Origin of the sequence: Nonomuraea sp. NPDC049419 (genome assembly GCF_040676995.1) — a bacterium.
Lineage (GTDB): Bacteria > Actinomycetota > Actinomycetes > Streptosporangiales > Streptosporangiaceae > Nonomuraea > Nonomuraea salmonea.
In genome coordinates, this window is record NZ_JBFAQB010000011.1 from 237,304 (window position 1) to 253,560 (window position 16,257).

A 16,257-nucleotide genomic window follows, 5' to 3' on the forward strand; every position below is an offset into this window, starting at 1 on the left:
AGCATCATCGAGGAACGGGGAAGGCACGTCATGAAGGCCATCGTTTACCGTGAGACCGGCGACGCCGGTGTTCTGCAGCTCGCCGAGCGTGACCTGCCCGAGCCTGGCCCGGGTCAGGTGCGGGTGCGCGTCGCCGTGTCGGGGGTGAACCCGACGGACTGGAAGACCCGTTCGGGGGCCACCAACCCGCAGAGCGTGCCCGAGGTCATTCCGCATCTCGACGGTGCGGGGGTGATCGACGCGGTAGGCGAGGGGGTCGATCGGGGGCGGGTGGGTGAGCGGGTCTGGCTGTTCATGGCCACGCAGGGCGGCTCCACCGGCACCGCCGCCGAGTACGCGCTCCTTGACGCCGGCCGGGCGGTCGCGCTGCCGGAGAAGGCGGGGTTCGACGTCGGGGCGAGCCTCGGGGTGCCGGCGCTGACCGCGCACCGGGCGCTCACGGTGGCCGAGGACGGGCCGCGGCGGCTCGGGCCCGGCGCGCTGGAGGGCAAGGTGGTGCTGGCCGCGGGCGGGGCGGGCGCGGTCGGGCACGCGGTCATCCAGCTGGCCCGCTGGGCCGGCGCGACGGTGATCACCACGATCTCCGGGCCGGAGAAGGCGCGGCTGGCCGCGGCCGCGGGCGCCCACCACGTCATCAACTACCGGCAGGGGGATCCTGCGGCGGAGATCCGCGAGCTCGCGCCGGGCGGCGTCGACATCATCGCCGAGGTGGCGCTGGGCGCGAACCTGGCCCTGGATCTGGCGGTGCTGCGTACCCGCGGGGTGATCGCGACCTACGCCAACGACGGCGGCAAGCCGGTCTCGCTGGATGTGCGGCAGAACATGACGCTGAACACCCGCTTCCAGTTCCTGGTGCTCTACACGGTCGGCGACGACGCGCTGCGCGCGGGCGCCGAGGACGTCGCGGCCGCCGTCGCCGACGGTGCGCTGCCGGTGGGTGAGGAGCACGGGCTGCCGCTGGTGCGTTTCCCTCTGGAGCGCACCGCCGACGCGCACCGCGCGGTGGAGGGCGGCGCGGTCGGCAAGGTGCTGGTGGACGTCAGCCCGTGATGCGGCGCTCCAGGAGCATGCCGGGCCACTCCCCCACGGTGAACGGGGCGACGCGGGTGAAGCCGCAGCTTTCGTAGAAGGCGACCAGGCGGCCGTCGTCGCCGGCGTAGCAGTCGACCCGCAGCAGCCCGAGGCCGCGTTCGCGGGCCTGCTCGGCGGCCCAGTCGAGCAGGGCGCGGCCGATGCCGTGGCCGGCGTGGCGGCGGTCGGTGACCAGGGCCTGGACGTACAGCTCGGGCTCGGTCGCGGGGGTGACGTAGGCGTGGGCGGGGCCGATGGAGATGGTGCCGGCGGGCTCGCCGTCGTGCTCGGCGATGTGCATGCCGCCGCCGCGCTGCCAGGAGGCGACCTGCTCGGTGCGGCGCTGGTCGCCGGTGAAGGGGCGGCTGCCCCACTGGCCGGTGCGGCCCTGGGCGGTCAGCCAGGCCACGGCGCTGTCGAACATGGCGAGCGTGACGGGCACGTCGCCGGGCCCGGCGGGACGGACGCGGATCACTTCTTCTTGACCGTCCTCAGGGCGCTGCCCTTCTTCCACTGGGAGAACGACATCTGCCAGTAGCCCCAGCCGTTGTTCCACTCCAGCTCGCGGTTGGTGCCGGTGATCTCCACGACGTCGCCGCGCTGCATGTGGTCGTAGAACCACTTGGCCTGGTCGGGGCGGGCGTTGACGCAGCCGTGGCTGACGTTGGTGCGGCCCTGGGCCCAGACGTTGTCCTTGGCGTGGACGTACTCGCCGGAGTTGGAGATCCGCACCGCGTGGTTGATCATCACGTCGTAGTACTCGGGGTCGTCCTTCTCGCGGCCGGGCGAGATCATGCGGACGGGGTTCCCGCGTTCCATGGTCAGGTGCACGCCCGAGGTGGTGGTGTATTCGCGGGTGTTGCCCTTGCCTGCGCTGATGCGCATGGTCTGGACCCGCTTGCCGTCCTTGTAGACGTACATCATGTGCTTGGCGACGTCGACCTTGCTGATCTGCTTGGCGCCGATCTTGAGGTTGGCGGTGTAGTCCTTGACGCCGTAGAGGTCTTTGCCGCCCTTGATGCCGGTGATGTTGGCGTTGAAGGTGACCTTCTGGTGGGCGGGCCAGTATTTCGCGGTGCGGTAGATGACGACCTTGTCGTTGATCCATCGCCAGGCGCCCTGGACGGGCTTTTCCGCCTCGACCTCCAGGGCCCGCTCGATGGTGGCCTTGTTGGTGACGGGCTGGTTGAACGTCACGATGATGGGGGCGCCGACGCCGAGCGTCTCGCCCTTGGCGTTGGGGGTGACGTCGGCGACCTGGAGCGCCCGCTCGGGCTTGGCGGTGGTGAAGGTGCTGGTCGCGGTGGTGGCGCCGGCGGTGGCCGAGACGTTGTAGCGGGTGGAGGGCTTCAGCGGCGTCTTGGAGATCCAGCGGGTCTTGTCGGCGTTGTACTTGCCGGTGACCTGCTCGCCGTCGGCCTCGACCGTGACGTTCTCCAGCGCGCCGCCCGCGGCGGAGACGACGACCTTCTTGTCGGGGTGGACCTTGCTGGTGCCCTCGGCGGGCTTGATCGCGACCGTGGGCGCCTGCGGGGTGGCGACGATGGTGGCGTCGGGCGCGTCGGGCGGAGGGCTCGCGGGACCGCCTGAACAGGACGCCGTCAGGGCAGCCGCTGCCAGCAGCGCGAATGCGGTGGCGGGTCTCCTCGGGCCGGTCTGCGCGTTCAAGTTCTTCCTCTCGCCAACGGCGCCGCAAAGGGCACTTCAAAAACCTTAATGCTCCTGCCTGTAAGACGCCGAATCGTTTGGGAGAGTTCGATCACATTTCAATTACTTGTGCGGGCCAGGCGGTGGGTCAGGCCGGTGTGGCGGCGTCCGGCGCCCTTGGTGCGTACGGCCTGGGCCAGCGCCCGGCGTGAGCCGACGATGACGACGAGCTTCTTGGCGCGGGTGATCGCGGTGTAGAGGAGGTTGCGCTGCAGCATCATCCAGGCGCTGGTGGCCAGCGGGACCACCACGGCCGGGTATTCGCTGCCCTGGGAGCGGTGGATGGACACCGCGTAGGCGTGGGCCAGCTCGTCGAGCTCGTCGAAGGCGTAGTCGACCGGCTCGTCCTCGTCGGTCAGGACGGTGAGTTTGTGCTCGTCGGGGCGGATGTCGGTGACGATGCCGACCGTGCCGTTGAACACCCCTGCCGCGCCCTTGTCGTAGTTGTTGCGCAGCTGGGTGACCTTGTCGCCGACGCGGAAGACGCGACCGCCGTAGCGGCGCTCCGGCATGCCGTCGCGGGCGGGGGTCAGCGCCTCCTGCAGGGCGGTGTTGAGCGCGCCGGCGCCGGCGGCGCCGCGGTGCATGGGGGCCAGGACCTGCACGTCGCGGCGGGGGTCGAGGCGGAAGCGGCGCGGGATGCGGCGGGCGACGACGTCGACGGTGAGCGCGGCGATCTCCTCCGGCTCCTCGCAGGGGAACAGGAAGAAGTCCTTCATGCCCTCCAGGACGGGGTGGCGGCCGGTGTTGACGCGGTGGGCGTTGACGACGACGCCGGACTCCTGGGCCTGGCGGAAGATCTGCGTCAGCCGCACCCGGGGGATGTCGGGGGCGGCCAGCAGGTCTTTGAGCACCTCGCCCGCGCCGACCGAGGGGAGCTGGTCGACGTCGCCGACGAACAGCAGGTGCGCGCCGGGCGCGACGGCCTTGACGAGCTTGTTGGCCAGCAGCAGGTCCAGCATGGACGCCTCGTCCACGACGATCAGGTCCGCGTCGAGCGGGTTGTCGCGGTCGAAGGTGGCCTCCCCGCCGGGGCGCAGCTGCAGCAGGCGGTGCACGGTGGTGGCCTCGTGGCCGGTCAGCTCGGCCAGGCGTTTGGCGGCGCGCCCGGTGGGGGCGGCCAGGATGACCTTGGCGCGGCGGGCGCGGGCCAGCAGCACGATCGAGCGTACGGTGAAGCTCTTGCCGCAGCCGGGGCCGCCGGTCAGGACGGCGACCTTGTGGGTGAGCGCCAGGCGGACGGCCTGGCGCTGCTCGGCGGCCAGGTCGGCGCCGGTCTGGCCGTGCAGCCAGCGCTCGGCGCGCTCCCAGTCGACGTCGGCGAAGCTCTTGAGCCGGTCGTGGCCGTTGCGCAGCAGGGTGAGCAGGCCGCCGGCCAGGGAGGTCTCGGCGCGGTGGAAGGGCGGCAGGTAGACGGCCGGTACGTGGTTGTCGCCGGCCGGCACCTCCTCGCGCACGACGCCCTCCTCGGCGACCAGGGTCTCCAGGCAGGTGGTGACGAGGTCGGGCGGCACGTCGAGGATCTTGACGGCGTCGGCGGCGAGGTTGGGGGCGGGCAGGTAGCAGTGGCCGTCGTCGGCGGCCTGCGACAGGGTGTAGCGCAGCCCGGCCTTGACGCGTTCGGGGCTGTCGTGGGGGATGCCGACGGCCTGGGCGATGGTGTCGGCGGTCTTGAAGCCGATGCCCCACACGTCGTCGGCCAGCTTGTACGGCTGGGTGCGCACGACGTCGATGGAGCCTTCGCCGTACTGCTTGAAGATGCGCACCGCGATGGAGGTGGACACGCCGACGCCCTGCAGGAAGATCATCACCTCTTTGATGATCTTCTGTTCCTCCCAGGCGGCGGCGATCATCCTGGTGCGCTTGGGGCCGAGCCCCGGCACCTCGACCAGGCGTTCGGGCTGCTGCTCGATGACCTCGAGCGTGTCAGTGCCGAAGTGGTCGACGATCCTTTCGGCCATCTTGGGCCCGATGCCCTTGATCAGCCCGGAGCCGAGGTAGCGGCGGATGCCCTGCACGGTGGCCGGCAGCACGGTGGTGTAGGACCACACCTCGAACTGGCGGCCGTAACGGGGATGCGACGTCCAGCGGCCGTGCAGCCGCAGCGACTCCCCCACCTGCGCGCCGAGCAGCGGCCCGACCACGGTGAGCAGGTCGGCCCCGGTGCGGTCGGTGGCGACGCGCGCGATCGTGTAGCCGGTCTCCTCATTCGCGTAGGTGATGCGCTCAAGGACGGCGCTCAACTGAGTGCCGGCATCTCTGGGGCCCGCGTCCGGGCCCGCCTCGCGGTCCACCACACCGACGAGATTAGGGGAGATCCTCACCGCCGCGACACCCGGCCCGGCCGGTGGTCCGGCCCGCGTTCACCCCCACGTCCAGAGCGGCACCTCACGCAGCGGATGGAGTTGATCGTCGGTCTCGGCGTGGGAGTTCTGCTTGGCCACCTCCGTGCCGAACTCCACGTGCGAGCGCAGGGCGGCCCGGAACGGCTCGTCGTCGGGCAGCCCCGCGCGGTCGGCGGCCTGCATGTACAGCTCGACGAAGCGCAGCCGCTGCTCCTCGGTGATCCGCAGCCCCCGGTGGGCGCGGATGAGCAGCGGGAACCCGCCCATGTCGGTGGAGAAGGTGTCGGGGCCGCCGAAGGTCTGCGCCGTGAAGGCGGTCAGGTGGTCGACGTGGGTGGCCCGGCCCGTGCCGAAGAGCGGCTGGAGCAGTGGGTCGGCCAGCAGGCTGCGATAGAAGATGTCGATGAACTCGTGCAGCTTGTCGTGACCGCCCGCGTGCTCGAATAAGGTCTCCATGGCTCCAGGGTCACACGCGCGCCGTGCGGCGGTCCAGGACAGGTCTCCGCGCTCTTTCCGGGCGGGATCACCACGCACCTGATGGGGTAATCGATCCGATGAACCGGGCCGGTGGTCAGGTTATGCGGGCAGAAACTCGGCAGCGGCAGGTGCCTCGACGTCGACAATCCTGCGGGCGTCGGCCGGGCCGTCCTGCCGCCTGACGGCGCTTTCCTGCAGATCTGGGACTGCTTCCCGGACAAGTCCTACGTGCATTGGCGGATCAACCAGTCGTGGGAGCTCCGGTTCTGACCGCGGGCAGCAGGCCGGTGACGAGGGCGCGGACGCCCTTGGCGTAGGTGTCGCGGGCCGTCAGCTCCTCCCACCGGCCGGCGATCTCGCTGAGGCGGGGGAACTCCGCCGCGTCCAGGCCGGTGAAGACCTTCTCGCGGTAGGTGGGGCCGCCCTGCTCGCGGCGCCGGCGGGCGGCCGCGCGGCCGCCGATCTCGCCGGCCGTGTAGTGCCAGATGATCCGGTACGCGTCCACCGCCTCCTCCATCGGCAGTCCCGCCCGCAGGCCGGCGTCGACGATCCGGTCGGGGTACCACAGCGCGCCCACCGCCAGCAGGTCGTCGGCGCGCAGCACGTCGACCGCCCACGGGCAGCCCGAGACGGCCTCGTGCATGGCCAGCGCGGCGGTGATCGCGCGTTCGCGGGGGTCGTCGGGCAGGTCGGGGCGGGGGATGCCGGCGGCGTAGTCGTCGAGCAGCAGCACCAGCAGCTCGTCCTTGTCGCGTACGTGCCGGTAGAGCGCCATCGGCGTGCTGCCGACCTCTCTGGCCAGCCTGCGCATGGTCAGCTCGCCCACTCCGTCCTGCTCGATGACCCGCCAGGCGGCGGTGACGATCTCCGCCCGGGAGATGCGGGGCGGCCTTCCTGTACGCGTCGGCATGACCGCCATGCTACTTTGTGTACGTGTATACAAAGTCGCTGGCCATCCCGTCCTCGCCTTCGCCGTCGCCGCGGGCTCCCTGCAGATGACCGTTGTCGTCCCCCTGCTGCCCGGCCTCCAACGCCTGTTGCACCCCCCGCCCACCACCGTCTCCTGGGCGCTCACCGCCGGCCGTCAGCAAGGGCGCCGCGTGGGGCCGGCCCTGCCCGGCTCCTCCCCACGGGCCTGTACGGCGCCGCGACCGTGCTCGGCTCGGGCACCGGCCTCGGCCACGCCGCCCTCTTCGCCACCGCCCACACCCGCCTCACCCACACACCGACCCGAGAGATGGAACCGGTATGAACGACCGCATCGCCGCCTGGGGCGACGAACTGATCAAACTGCACGACGGCTTCCGCAGGGACCTCGCCGCGCTGCGCGAGTCCAGGATGGACCCGGCCGACCTGCGTACGCACTGCCTGACCTTCTGCGACGCCCTGCACGCCCACCACGAAGGCGAGGACGGCGCCCTGTTCCCGCACCTCGCCACCGAGCACCCCGAACTGGCCGACGTCCTCACCCGGCTGCGCAAGGAGCACCAGGTGGTCGCCACCCTCATGAACGAGATCCGGCGCCTGCTCGACCACGACCGGAGCCGGATCCAGGCCGAACTCGACCGGCTCACCACGAAACTGGAGGCCCACCTCGACTACGAGGAACAGCAGCTCGTCCCGGTGCTCAACACGATGCTCACCCTCCCCGACGACGTCTGACCGCCGAAGGGGGGAAGGGACCGCCGAAGAGGGGCGTCGCAGGGGCTGCCGCTGTAGCGTTGAAGGCGGGACGGAAGGAGGCGTCCATGCTCGCCCGCCTCGCCCTGACGGCGGCACTCGCCCTGCTGGCCGTCCGCTGCGACGGAGCGCCACCGGCGCCCGTCCCGCCCTCCCCCGCCGCCCAGCCCGCCATCACCAGCGGCTGCCAGTCCGCCGACCGGCTGGAACCCGGCACCCACCGCCTCGCCCACGACGGGCTCAGCCGCCGCTTCCTGCTCGCCCTGCCCGACGGCGACGGCCCCCACCCCCTCATCCTCGACCTGCACGGGCTCAACTCCACCGCCGCCCGCCAGAACGCCTACAGCCGCCTGGCCGAGCACGGCACACGCCGCGGTTACATCGTCGCCACCCCCCAGGCCGCCGACGGCCACATGGGCTGGACCCTGCCCCGCACCGCCGGCCCCGACGACACCGGCTTCCTCACCGCGCTGCTCGCCCACCTCGAACGCCGCCTGTGCGTCCGCGCCGACCGGCGGTTCGCCGCCGGCATGTCCTACGGCGCCGCCATGGCCACCGGCCTCATCTGCGCCCTCGACGGCAAGCTGTCGGCCGTGGCCGCCGTCGCCGGCATCAACATCGCCCGCCCCTGCCGCCCACCCGCCCCCACCACGATCATCGCCTTCCACGGCACCGGCGACCGCATCGTCCCCTACGACGGCGGTCACCCCTTCCGCGACGCCACCGGCGACCTGCGAAAACTCGCCGACCTCATCGTCCTGGACCCCGTCGAGCGCGCCACCGCCGGCTGGGCGGACCTGCTCGGCTGCACCGGCCCCGCCACCACCACCCCCGCCCCCCGCGTACGCCTGCACGACTGGACCTGCCCCGGCGCCACCCTGCGCCTCTACACCGTCACCGACGGCGGCCACACCTGGCCCGGCGCCATGCCCGTCCCCCGCCTCGGCCACACCACCCGGGACCTCGACGCCACCCGCCTCATCCTCGATGCCTTCGACCGCGCACCCTCCCGCTGAGCAGCCGCTACTCTTGTCGCTCATGAGTCAGGTGGGACAGGCGACGGCGCGCGCCCTGCTGCGCAGGCTGGCCGTCGAACAGGCCGAGTGCAGGGTGCCGTCGCTGACGGCGGCGATCGTCCGCGACGGGCGGACCGCGTGGTTCGGCGGCAGAGGCCGCGTCGGCGACCAGCAGCCGACGCCCGCCACCCAATACCGCATCGGATCCATCACCAAGAGCATGGTCGCCGTCGTCGTCATGCGGCTGCGCGACGAAGGCGTCCTCGACCTCAACGACCCCCTCGAGCGGCACCTGCCCGGCACCCAGGTCGGCCACCTGACCATCGGCCAGCTGATGTCCCACACCGCCGGCCTGACCGCCGAGCCGCCCACCGACTGGTGGGAGCGCACCCCCGGCATCCCCGCCCACGACCTGCTCGACCGCCTCGGCGGACCCGAGCTGAAGCACCGTCCCGGCCGCCGTTTCCACTACTCCAACGTCGGGTTCGCGCTGCTCGGCGAGCTGGTGGGCCGGCTGCGCGGCACCACCTGGCTCAAGGCCCTGCGCGCCGAGGTGCTCGACCCGCTCGGCATGCACGACACCACCCCGCGCCCCCGCCCGCCCCACGCCACCGGCTACGCCGTCCACCCCTACGCCGACGTCGTGCTCGCCGAGCCCGAACACGACGCCGACGCCATGGGCCCGGCGGGCCAGCTGTGGTCCACCCCGCACGACCTGGCCCGCTATGCCGCGTTCCTGTCCGGCCACACCAGCGGCGTGCTGCCCGCCGCCACCCTCGCCGAGATGCGCGAACCCGTCGGCGTCGACGACGGCCACACCTGGACCGGCGGGTTCGGGCTCGGCCTGCAGCTCTCCCGCGCCCGCGGCCGCCGCCTGGCCGGTCACACCGGCTCCATGCCCGGCTTCCTGGCCACCGTGTGGGCCGACCCCGACGAGGACACCGGCGTGCTGTTCATGGCCAACACCACCTCCGGCCTCACCGGCGCCCTCGCCGACGACCTGCTCGACATCCTGCACGAGTACGAGCCGCGCCTGCCCGACGAATGGCAGCCCGCCCCCGCCGACCCCGACCTGCTCGCCCTGACCGGCCTGTGGCACTGGGGTCCCAAGCCGTACATGCTGAGCCTGCTGCCCGACCGCGGCCTGGCGCTGGAGCCGGTCGGCGGGCGCGGCCGCGCCTCCCGCTTCCTCGCCCAGGACGACGGCACCTGGCTCGGCCTCGACGGCTACTACGCCGGCGAGACGCTCAAGGTGGCCCCCGACCACCTCGACCTCAACACCTTCATCTTCACCCGCGACCCCTACGACCCCGCCGCCCCGCTCCCGGGCGGCCCCGGCGACTGGCACGCCTGACGAGGCGGGGTCGGTGAACGCCGGCGTCGCCGGGCAGGCGGCGGCCCTGTTCGCCGTCACCAACATCGACGACATCCTGATCCTGGCGCTGTTCTTCGCCCAGGCCGCCGGCCGGCCGGGCGCGGCGGCGCGGATCGTGGCCGGCCAGTATCTCGGTTTCGCCGCGATCCTGGCCGTGGCCGTCGCCGCCGGGTTCGGGGCGAGCTTCCTGCCCGGCCCCGTTCTCCCGTACCTGGGGCTGCTCCCGCTCGCCATCGGCCTCAAGGCCGGCTGGCAGGCGTGGAAGAACCGCTCCGAGGAGCAGGAGCCGCCCGGCGGGCCGGGCGCGCTGGCGGTCGCCGCCGTCACCTTCGCCAACGGCGGCGACAACATCGGCGTGTACGTCCCGGTCTTCGCCACCTCCGGCCCCGGCGGCATGACCGTCTACGTCACGGTCTTTCTGCTGCTGGTGGCCGTGTGGTGCGCGGCCGGCCGGTTCTTCGCCACCCGCCCCGCCATCGCCGCAGCGCTGACCCGCTGGGGCCACATCCTGCTGCCCGCGGTGCTGATCGCCGTCGGCGCGTTCATCCTCATCGACGGCGGCGCCTTCGGCCTGTGACCGACGCCCAGCCCGCCGGCCCCTGCGCGGCGGGCGTCAGGCGGTCAGTTGCAGCGCGCCGGCTTGGTCGCGTTGAGGTAGACCTCGTACACCTTGCGATCTCCCAGGCTGAAGGAGTCCCCGTCGCAGAAGTAGCGGGGTCCGTACTCGATGCTGTAGACGGCGCCCGACCAGCCGCCCGCCGAGAACGAATGCGAGATCAGCGACGGTATCCGGTGCTGCCCGGAGCAGTTGAAGCTCAGCGACCCTCCATAGGTGTGCAGGACAGCACGGGTGCTCTGACAGCCGAGAACGGAGGAGGAGGCCGTCGCGGGGGTCGCGACGGCACTCGCCGTCACGGTGGCCAGGGCGGCCGCCACCGCCAGGCGCTTCAGCGAGGTCCGTGACGCGCGGAGTTTCCGGTACGTGGTGCGGGACATGAGCGGTCCTTTCCGCAGAGAAATGCGGGTCGAATGGTGAGAGCCGGGGGCGGCCGCGGTATTTCCGTGGCCTTTTCGAGCGCCCCGGCGGCCGGTCGTGATCGCCGGCACACGTGTCATTCTTCGAAAGGCCGGTAGAGCGCCGGTAGCACGCCGGCCGCACGCCGGTTGACGGCGCTTACCTCACCTGACAAGGTGAGTCACCGGGCGCGTTGTGGATCATGAGGACGGTCGGATGCTGGAGCTCGGCGTGCTGGGTCCGCTGTCCGTCCGCCGCGGGGGCACCGCCGTTCACCTCGGAGCGGGCATGGTGCGCCGGGTCCTGGCCGTGCTGCTGGTCCGGGCCGGGCAACCGGTCGGTGCGGCGGAGCTGCTCGACGAGCTGTGGGGCCAGGCGCCGCCGGCCACGGCTCGCAAGACGCTGCAGACCTACGTGCACCGGCTGCGGAAGGATCTCGGCGACGAGCGGCTGATCCGGCACGGGCCCGCCGGATATTCGCTTTCCATGGACGCCGTCCGCACCGACGCCGAGCAATTCACGGATTTAGTCGACCGGGCGCGTCTTGCGCATCGGCACGGCGACGCCGCGCACGCCCGCGACATCTACGAACAAGCGCTTCATCTGTGGCGCGGAACGCCGTTCGAGGGCATCGAGGCGGGCCCGACGCTCTCCGACGAGATCGGCCGCCTGCAAGAGCGCCGGTTGACGGCACTGGAAGAACGCGTCGTGCTCGACCTGGCGCTCGGACGGCACACGGAGGTGATCGGCGAGCTCGACGTGCTGGTGCGCGCGCATCCGTACCGGGAGAGCCTGCGCGCGCACCTCATGCTGGCGCTGTATCGCAGCGACCGGCAGGCCGAGGCGCTCGAGCAGTTCCAGCTCGCCCGCGCGGTGCTGCGCGACGAGCTCGGCATAGACCCGTGCGCCTCGCTCCGGCAGCTGTACGAGGCCATCCTGCGGTGCGACCCGTCCCTGCACCGGCCAGGCATCCCACCGGCGGCACAGCAGACGGCACAGCAGACGGCACAGCAGGCGGTGGTCGTCCCGCGGCAGTTGCCTGTGAGCATGGGACGTTTCACCGGCCGCGAGGGCTATCTTCGCGACCTGGACGACCTGCTGTCGCAGCCCGGGGCGGTGGTGATCTCGGCCATCGCCGGGACGGCGGGGGTCGGCAAGACGGCGCTGGCGGTGCACTGGGCGCACCGGGTGGCCGAGCGGTTCCCCGACGGGCAGATCTACCTCAATCTGCGGGGTTACGCCCCGTCTGCGCCCATGCGTCCCATCGAGGCGCTCAGCGTGCTGCTGCGGGCGCTGGGACTGCCGGCCGAACAGGTGCCGGTCGACCTCGCCGAAGCCGAGGCCCGCTACCGCACCCTCGCCGCCGGTCGCCGGCTGCTCATCGTGCTCGACAACGCCCGCTCCAGCTCACAGGCCCGGCCCCTCCTGCCCGGGACCGGTGACTCGCTGGTGCTCATCACCAGCCGCGACCGGCTGACCGGGCTGGTGGCCCACCACGGCGTACACCGCCTCATCCTCGACGCCATGACCGGCCAGGAGGCCGAAGACCTGCTCGTCGGTTTCCTGGGGCGCGACCGCGTGCAGGCCGAACCGTCCGCCTGCGCGGCCCTGATCGAGGTGTGCGCCCACCTCCCGCTCGCGCTGTGCATCGCGGGCGCCCGCCTGGCCGACCAGCCCCATGCCGGCATCGGCCAGTTCGTCCAGGACCTGATCGCGGGCGACACGCTGGCGTCCCTGACCGTGGAGGACGACGAACACCCCGGGGTCCGGGCGGCCTTCGATCTGTCCTACCGGGCGCTGACCGCCGACGAGCAGCGGGTGTTCCGCCGCCTCGGCCTCGTGCCGTGCGGCGACTTCACGCCGCCGGTCGCCGCGGCGCTCGCCGATCTCCCACCGGCGCGGGCCGCGCAGATCCTGCGGCGTCTGACGGCGGCGCACCTCACCACGGAGGAGAGGCCGGGCCGGTTCTCCCTGCACGACCTGCTGCGCCGGTACGCGGCCGCCCAGTCGGAGCAGGAGGACGGAGACGAGGACCGGGCGGCGGCCGTCACCCGATTACTGGAGTGGTATCTGCACCAGGTCACCACCGCCGACCACCGCATCCGCGGCACGAAACCGCCGCCGGGCCCCGCGGACAGCCCGGGCCCGCCCGACCACTCCTCCGCCCTCGACTGGGTGACCGGCGAACGCCACAACATCGTCAAAGTCATCGACTTCGCCCTCCGCCACGGCCACCACGACACCATCGTCCTGCTGGCCGACCGGCTGCGCGGTTACTACGGCCTGCGCCCCGACAAGGCCGAATGGCTGACCATCGCCAGGTCGGCCCTCGCGGCGGCGCGCACCGGCCGCGATCCCGCACTCCAGCGGACCGCTCTCAACGGTCTGGCGCAGGTCTCCTTCAGCCTCGGCCGGCTCCCCAGGGCCATCGCCTACCTTCGTCAAGCGATCGCCCTGGCCGACGACACCGTCACCACCGTGCAGCGGGGACACATGCTCTGCAACCTCGGCCACCTCCTCGGCACGGTCGGGCGGACCGAGGAGGCCGCCGCCACGCTGCGGCAGGCTCACGACCTGTACGCCGACGTCGGCGATGAAGCCGAACGAGCGGGAGTGCTGCTCAACCTGGCGAACCTGCACCGCGACGGCGGCCACCTGCACGAGGCCCTGCGGCTGGCGGAGGAGTCCGTCCTCCTGCACCGGCGCTTCGACGACCCGGTGTGGGAGGCGCTGTCCATCGCGACCGCGGGAGAGGTCAGCCACCTGCTCGGCCGGTACGACGCCGCCGTCGGCCACCTGGACCGAGCCCTCGCCATGCATCGGGAACGGGGCAACCAGCGCAGCGAGGCGGAGTTGCTGTGCTCACTCGGCCGCGCTCATCTCGATCGCGGCGGCACGGACCTCGCCCGCCGCTCCTTCGAGACCGCCCTGCACCTGGCCCGCGAGGTGGACCACCGCACCGCGGAGGCGCAGGCGTTGCACGGCCTGGCCCTGCTGAGCACGGGTGACGGCGCCCTGCCACGGGCGATCGCCCTGCACCGCGAGGCCCTGGCCATCGCCGGCGACACCGGCGCCCTGTACCTGACGTGTGAGGCGCGCCTGGGCCTGGCCGAGGCGCATCTGCGCGGCGGCCGCCTCGCCGAGGCGATGACCTGCGCCCGCCAGGCGGTGACGCTGGCCGAGCAGAGCCGGTTCCGCGTGCTGTCCGGCCGGGCGGTGCACCTGCTGGCCCGCTGCTGCGCCGCGGGCGACCTTCTGGAGCAGGCGCGCGGCCACGCCTTCCACGCGCTGGACGTGCACCGCGGCACCGGCCACCGGCCGGGCCTGCTGAGCACGCACACGTTCCTCGCCGAGCTCCTCGGCGACGACGAGGGAGGCGAACACGCCGAAGCCGCGCGGAGCCTGCACGCGGACCTGTACGGGAAGCGTTCCCAGTAGAGCCGCCGAGACCGGTCAGCCGCCGGTCAGGGTGGCGGCGACCTCGGAGACGGGGCCGTCCGGGAGAGTGGTGTGCAGGAGTTCCACGCGGTGCACCAGGCGAGGTTCGGCCAGGCGCACCGCGGCGCAGGGGCCGGGGCCGGCCGAGGCGGGCAGCAGGGTCAGGCCGTGGCCGGCGGCCACCAGGTTCAGCACCGTGTGCACGTCCTCGCCGTCGTAGCCGACCGCCGCAGGGAAACCGCCGCCCACCAGCTCGCGCAGGCGCGGCAGCGGGCACAGCGGCGTGCGCAGCCAGCGCGCGTCGGCCGACTGGGTGTAGCCGAGCTCGGCGGCGGCGGACGAGAACGAGCCGTGGCGGGCGACGGCGACGAACGTGGCCAGCAGATGAGGGTCCATTAGTGGTGCTTATAGCACGGCCAGAAATGATCGTTGGCGCTTGAGCCCGGCGGGCGGCCACGATGGGGGCATGAGAATCGCCCTTGTGGGGGAACGCTCCCCCTCCGTCCGTTCCCACGCCAGGATGCCGCTGCTGGTGCGGGCGTTGCGGGAGCGTGACGGCGTCGCGATGGACGCGTACTGGATCTCCACCGCCGACGTGAGCGGAGTGGACGAGTTCGACGGGATCTGGCTGGTGCCCGGCAGCCCCTACCGCGACGAGGCGGGCGCGCTGGAGGCGGTACGGGTGGCGCGCGAGCGCGGCATCCCTGATCATCTCCGCCAGCGCCTCCACGCCGTCGGACGCCGTCGGCGCGCCGGTCAGCTATGAGGCGGGCAGCAGGGCCGCGAGCTTGCGCAGCGAGCGGCGTGCCACGGCGTTCACCAGCGGCCGGATGAACGGCCAGGCCGCCACGCCGAGCGCCCCGAACGGCAGCAGCAGCTCCTCCGCCCACACCACCCGGCTGCCATCGCCCTCAGGCCGCACCCGGATGGCGCCGCGCCCGCGCACCACCCGCCCGGTGTGATCGACCCGCATCAGGAACGGCGGCTCCCAGTGCGTGATCGTCATCGTGTCGAGGAACCCGAACGGCCGCAGGCCGGTGTACGCCTCCAGCCCGTCCGCGCCCACCCGCCGCGCGGTCGTCATGAACATCCACTCCGGATGCCGCGGCCAGTCGGTGATCAGCGCGAACACCTGCTCAGGCGGCGCCGGCACATGGGCAGCGGCGGCGGCGTACACGGCTCTCACCCCGCAGCTCCTACCCGCTGATGACCGGCTGAGCCGCGACCCGCGCACGGCTGTGGCGGACGAACGCCCGCACCGCCGGCAGCCGGGCGTGCTCGCGCAGCCAGACCAGCCGCAACGGCACCGGCTCCTTGTCGGCCAGCGGCAGGGTGACGGTGCCGGGCTGCTCGTCGAAGCCCTGCGCAGGGGGCGGGCACAGCACGACGGCCTGGCCCAGCCTGACGACCGCGAACAGCTGCATCCCGTCGCTCACCTCGGGCCCAGGACGCCCGGGGAAGCCTTCGGGCCACAGCTCCGGCGTCATCATCTGCAGGTTGCCGCCCTGCCAGCGCAGCACCGGCTCGCCGGCCAGGTCGGCCGTGGTGAGCGAAGAACGCCCGGCCAGCCGGTGGCTCGCCGACAGCATGACGTGCACCTGGTCGAGCAGCAGCAGCACACCGTCCATGGTGGCGGGGTCGGGCGCCGCGCGCAGCAGCGCCAGATCGGCCGCGCCGGAGCGCAGCCGGTCGAGCTGGTCGGCGGCGTTGCCCACGACCGCCTGCGCCGGCACCGCGGGATCGCCGTCGTTGAAGGAGCGCACCAGGTCGTCCATCAGCGGGGCGTTGCAGCCGGACGCCGTCACCGTCAGCGCGGACGGGCCGCCGCCGGTGCGCCGGGCGCGGGCGAGCGCGTTGCCCGCCTGGGCGACCAGCGTGCGGGCCTCGGCCAGCAGCATCCGCCCGGCCGGCGTCAGCCCGACGTCGCCCGGGGAGCGCACCAGCAGCTCGGCGCCGACCTCGCGCTCCAGCGCCCTGATCGCGCGCGACAGCGCGGGCTGCGTCATCAGCAGCCGCTCGGCGGCCCTGGTGAAGTTGCGTTCCTCGGCCACCGCGATGAAGTAGCGCAACTGCCGGATCTCCACATCACTCACCCGTGCAGTCTTTCATGTGCGGCTATGCCGCCGGGGCATC

General features: G+C 72.6%; 17 protein-coding genes. 8 read left to right on the plus strand and 9 right to left on the minus strand.

The genetic code is table 11. The features are described from left to right. The first annotated feature begins 30 nt into the window (after positions 1-30). A complete protein-coding gene (locus tag AB0K12_RS29560; RefSeq protein WP_364568149.1) occupies positions 31-1,050 on the plus strand; it encodes an NADPH:quinone reductase in 1,020 nt (339 codons plus the stop codon). Here AB0K12_RS29560 and AB0K12_RS29565 read toward each other — a convergent pair. The 4 genes from AB0K12_RS29565 to AB0K12_RS29580 form a co-directional block, all read right to left on the minus strand. Continuing rightward, positions 1,040-1,546, minus strand: a complete 507-nt coding sequence (locus tag AB0K12_RS29565; RefSeq protein ID WP_364568152.1) for a GNAT family N-acetyltransferase — start codon at positions 1,544-1,546, stop codon at positions 1,040-1,042. The two genes, AB0K12_RS29560 and AB0K12_RS29565, sit on opposite strands and share 11 nt — an antisense overlap. Then, entirely contained in the window at positions 1,543-2,739 is a 1,197-nt protein-coding gene (locus AB0K12_RS29570; RefSeq protein WP_364568155.1) for an Ig-like domain-containing protein, read from the minus strand. Before AB0K12_RS29570 ends, AB0K12_RS29565 begins: the two co-directional genes overlap by 4 nt. Positions 2,740-2,837: 98 nt before the next feature. Continuing rightward, complete coding sequence (locus tag AB0K12_RS29575; protein ID WP_364568317.1) at positions 2,838-5,072, minus strand: ATP-dependent RecD-like DNA helicase; 2,235 nt, start codon at positions 5,070-5,072, stop codon at positions 2,838-2,840. 69 nt (positions 5,073-5,141) lie between these two features. After that, positions 5,142-5,579, minus strand: coding sequence for a group II truncated hemoglobin (locus AB0K12_RS29580; protein WP_364568158.1), 438 nt, complete (start codon positions 5,577-5,579; stop codon positions 5,142-5,144). 111 nt (positions 5,580-5,690) lie between these two features. Here AB0K12_RS29580 and AB0K12_RS29585 point away from each other — a divergent pair, with 111 nt between their 5' ends. Then, positions 5,691-5,870, plus strand: coding sequence for a hypothetical protein (locus tag AB0K12_RS29585; protein WP_364568161.1), 180 nt, complete (start codon positions 5,691-5,693; stop codon positions 5,868-5,870). Here AB0K12_RS29585 and AB0K12_RS29590 read toward each other — a convergent pair. Continuing rightward, positions 5,842-6,510 carry a TetR family transcriptional regulator gene (locus AB0K12_RS29590; RefSeq protein WP_364568164.1) on the minus strand — a complete coding sequence of 223 codons (669 nt, stop codon included), beginning with the start codon at positions 6,508-6,510 and terminating at the stop codon, positions 5,842-5,844. The two genes, AB0K12_RS29585 and AB0K12_RS29590, sit on opposite strands and share 29 nt — an antisense overlap. 338 nt (positions 6,511-6,848) lie before the next feature. Between AB0K12_RS29590 and AB0K12_RS29595 the strand changes: the two genes are divergently transcribed. The 4 genes from AB0K12_RS29595 (at position 6,849) to AB0K12_RS29610 (ending at position 10,248) form a co-directional block, all read left to right on the plus strand. Then, positions 6,849-7,262 carry a hemerythrin domain-containing protein gene (locus AB0K12_RS29595; RefSeq protein ID WP_364568167.1) on the plus strand — a complete coding sequence of 138 codons (414 nt, stop codon included), beginning with the start codon at positions 6,849-6,851 and terminating at the stop codon, positions 7,260-7,262. An 86-nt stretch (positions 7,263-7,348) separates the two neighbouring features. Further along, positions 7,349-8,296, plus strand: coding sequence for a hypothetical protein (locus tag AB0K12_RS29600; protein WP_364568169.1), 948 nt, complete (start codon positions 7,349-7,351; stop codon positions 8,294-8,296). 22 nt (positions 8,297-8,318) lie between these two features. Beyond that, positions 8,319-9,650 (plus strand): serine hydrolase domain-containing protein, encoded by a 1,332-nt coding sequence (locus AB0K12_RS29605; RefSeq protein WP_364568172.1) that lies wholly within the window; start codon positions 8,319-8,321, stop codon positions 9,648-9,650. Positions 9,651-9,663: 13 nt separating this feature from the next. Further along, on the plus strand, positions 9,664-10,248 hold the full coding sequence (locus AB0K12_RS29610) for a cadmium resistance transporter (RefSeq protein WP_364568175.1): 585 nt from the start codon (positions 9,664-9,666) through the stop codon (positions 10,246-10,248). A 44-nt stretch (positions 10,249-10,292) separates the two neighbouring features. Here AB0K12_RS29610 and AB0K12_RS29615 read toward each other — a convergent pair whose 3' ends face one another. Next, complete coding sequence (locus AB0K12_RS29615; RefSeq protein ID WP_364568177.1) at positions 10,293-10,667, minus strand: hypothetical protein; 375 nt, start codon at positions 10,665-10,667, stop codon at positions 10,293-10,295. Between the two features lie 235 nt (positions 10,668-10,902). Between AB0K12_RS29615 and AB0K12_RS29620 the strand changes: the two genes are divergently transcribed. Continuing rightward, positions 10,903-14,124 (plus strand): BTAD domain-containing putative transcriptional regulator, encoded by a 3,222-nt coding sequence (locus AB0K12_RS29620; RefSeq protein ID WP_364568179.1) that lies wholly within the window; start codon positions 10,903-10,905, stop codon positions 14,122-14,124. Between the two features lie 15 nt (positions 14,125-14,139). Here the strand turns inward: AB0K12_RS29620 and AB0K12_RS29625 are convergent, their stop codons facing one another. Continuing rightward, a complete protein-coding gene (locus tag AB0K12_RS29625; RefSeq protein WP_364568182.1) occupies positions 14,140-14,520 on the minus strand; it encodes a LysR family transcriptional regulator in 381 nt (126 codons plus the stop codon). A 70-nt stretch (positions 14,521-14,590) separates the two neighbouring features. On the opposite strand from AB0K12_RS29625, the gene AB0K12_RS29630 reads away from it, so the two are divergent. After that, the gene (locus tag AB0K12_RS29630) at positions 14,591-14,890 is read left to right on the plus strand and encodes a hypothetical protein (RefSeq protein WP_364568185.1); all 300 of its coding nucleotides are present in this window, start codon (positions 14,591-14,593) and stop codon (positions 14,888-14,890) included. Here the strand turns inward: AB0K12_RS29630 and AB0K12_RS29635 are convergent. After that, positions 14,885-15,310: an SRPBCC family protein gene (locus AB0K12_RS29635; protein ID WP_364568188.1), complete on the minus strand. Its 426-nt coding sequence runs from the start codon at positions 15,308-15,310 to the stop codon at positions 14,885-14,887. The two genes, AB0K12_RS29630 and AB0K12_RS29635, sit on opposite strands and share 6 nt — an antisense overlap. Before the next feature lie 10 nt (positions 15,311-15,320). Then, positions 15,321-16,217: a LysR family transcriptional regulator gene (locus AB0K12_RS29640; RefSeq protein WP_364568191.1), complete on the minus strand. Its 897-nt coding sequence runs from the start codon at positions 16,215-16,217 to the stop codon at positions 15,321-15,323. Between the last annotated feature and the right edge of the window lie 40 nt (positions 16,218-16,257).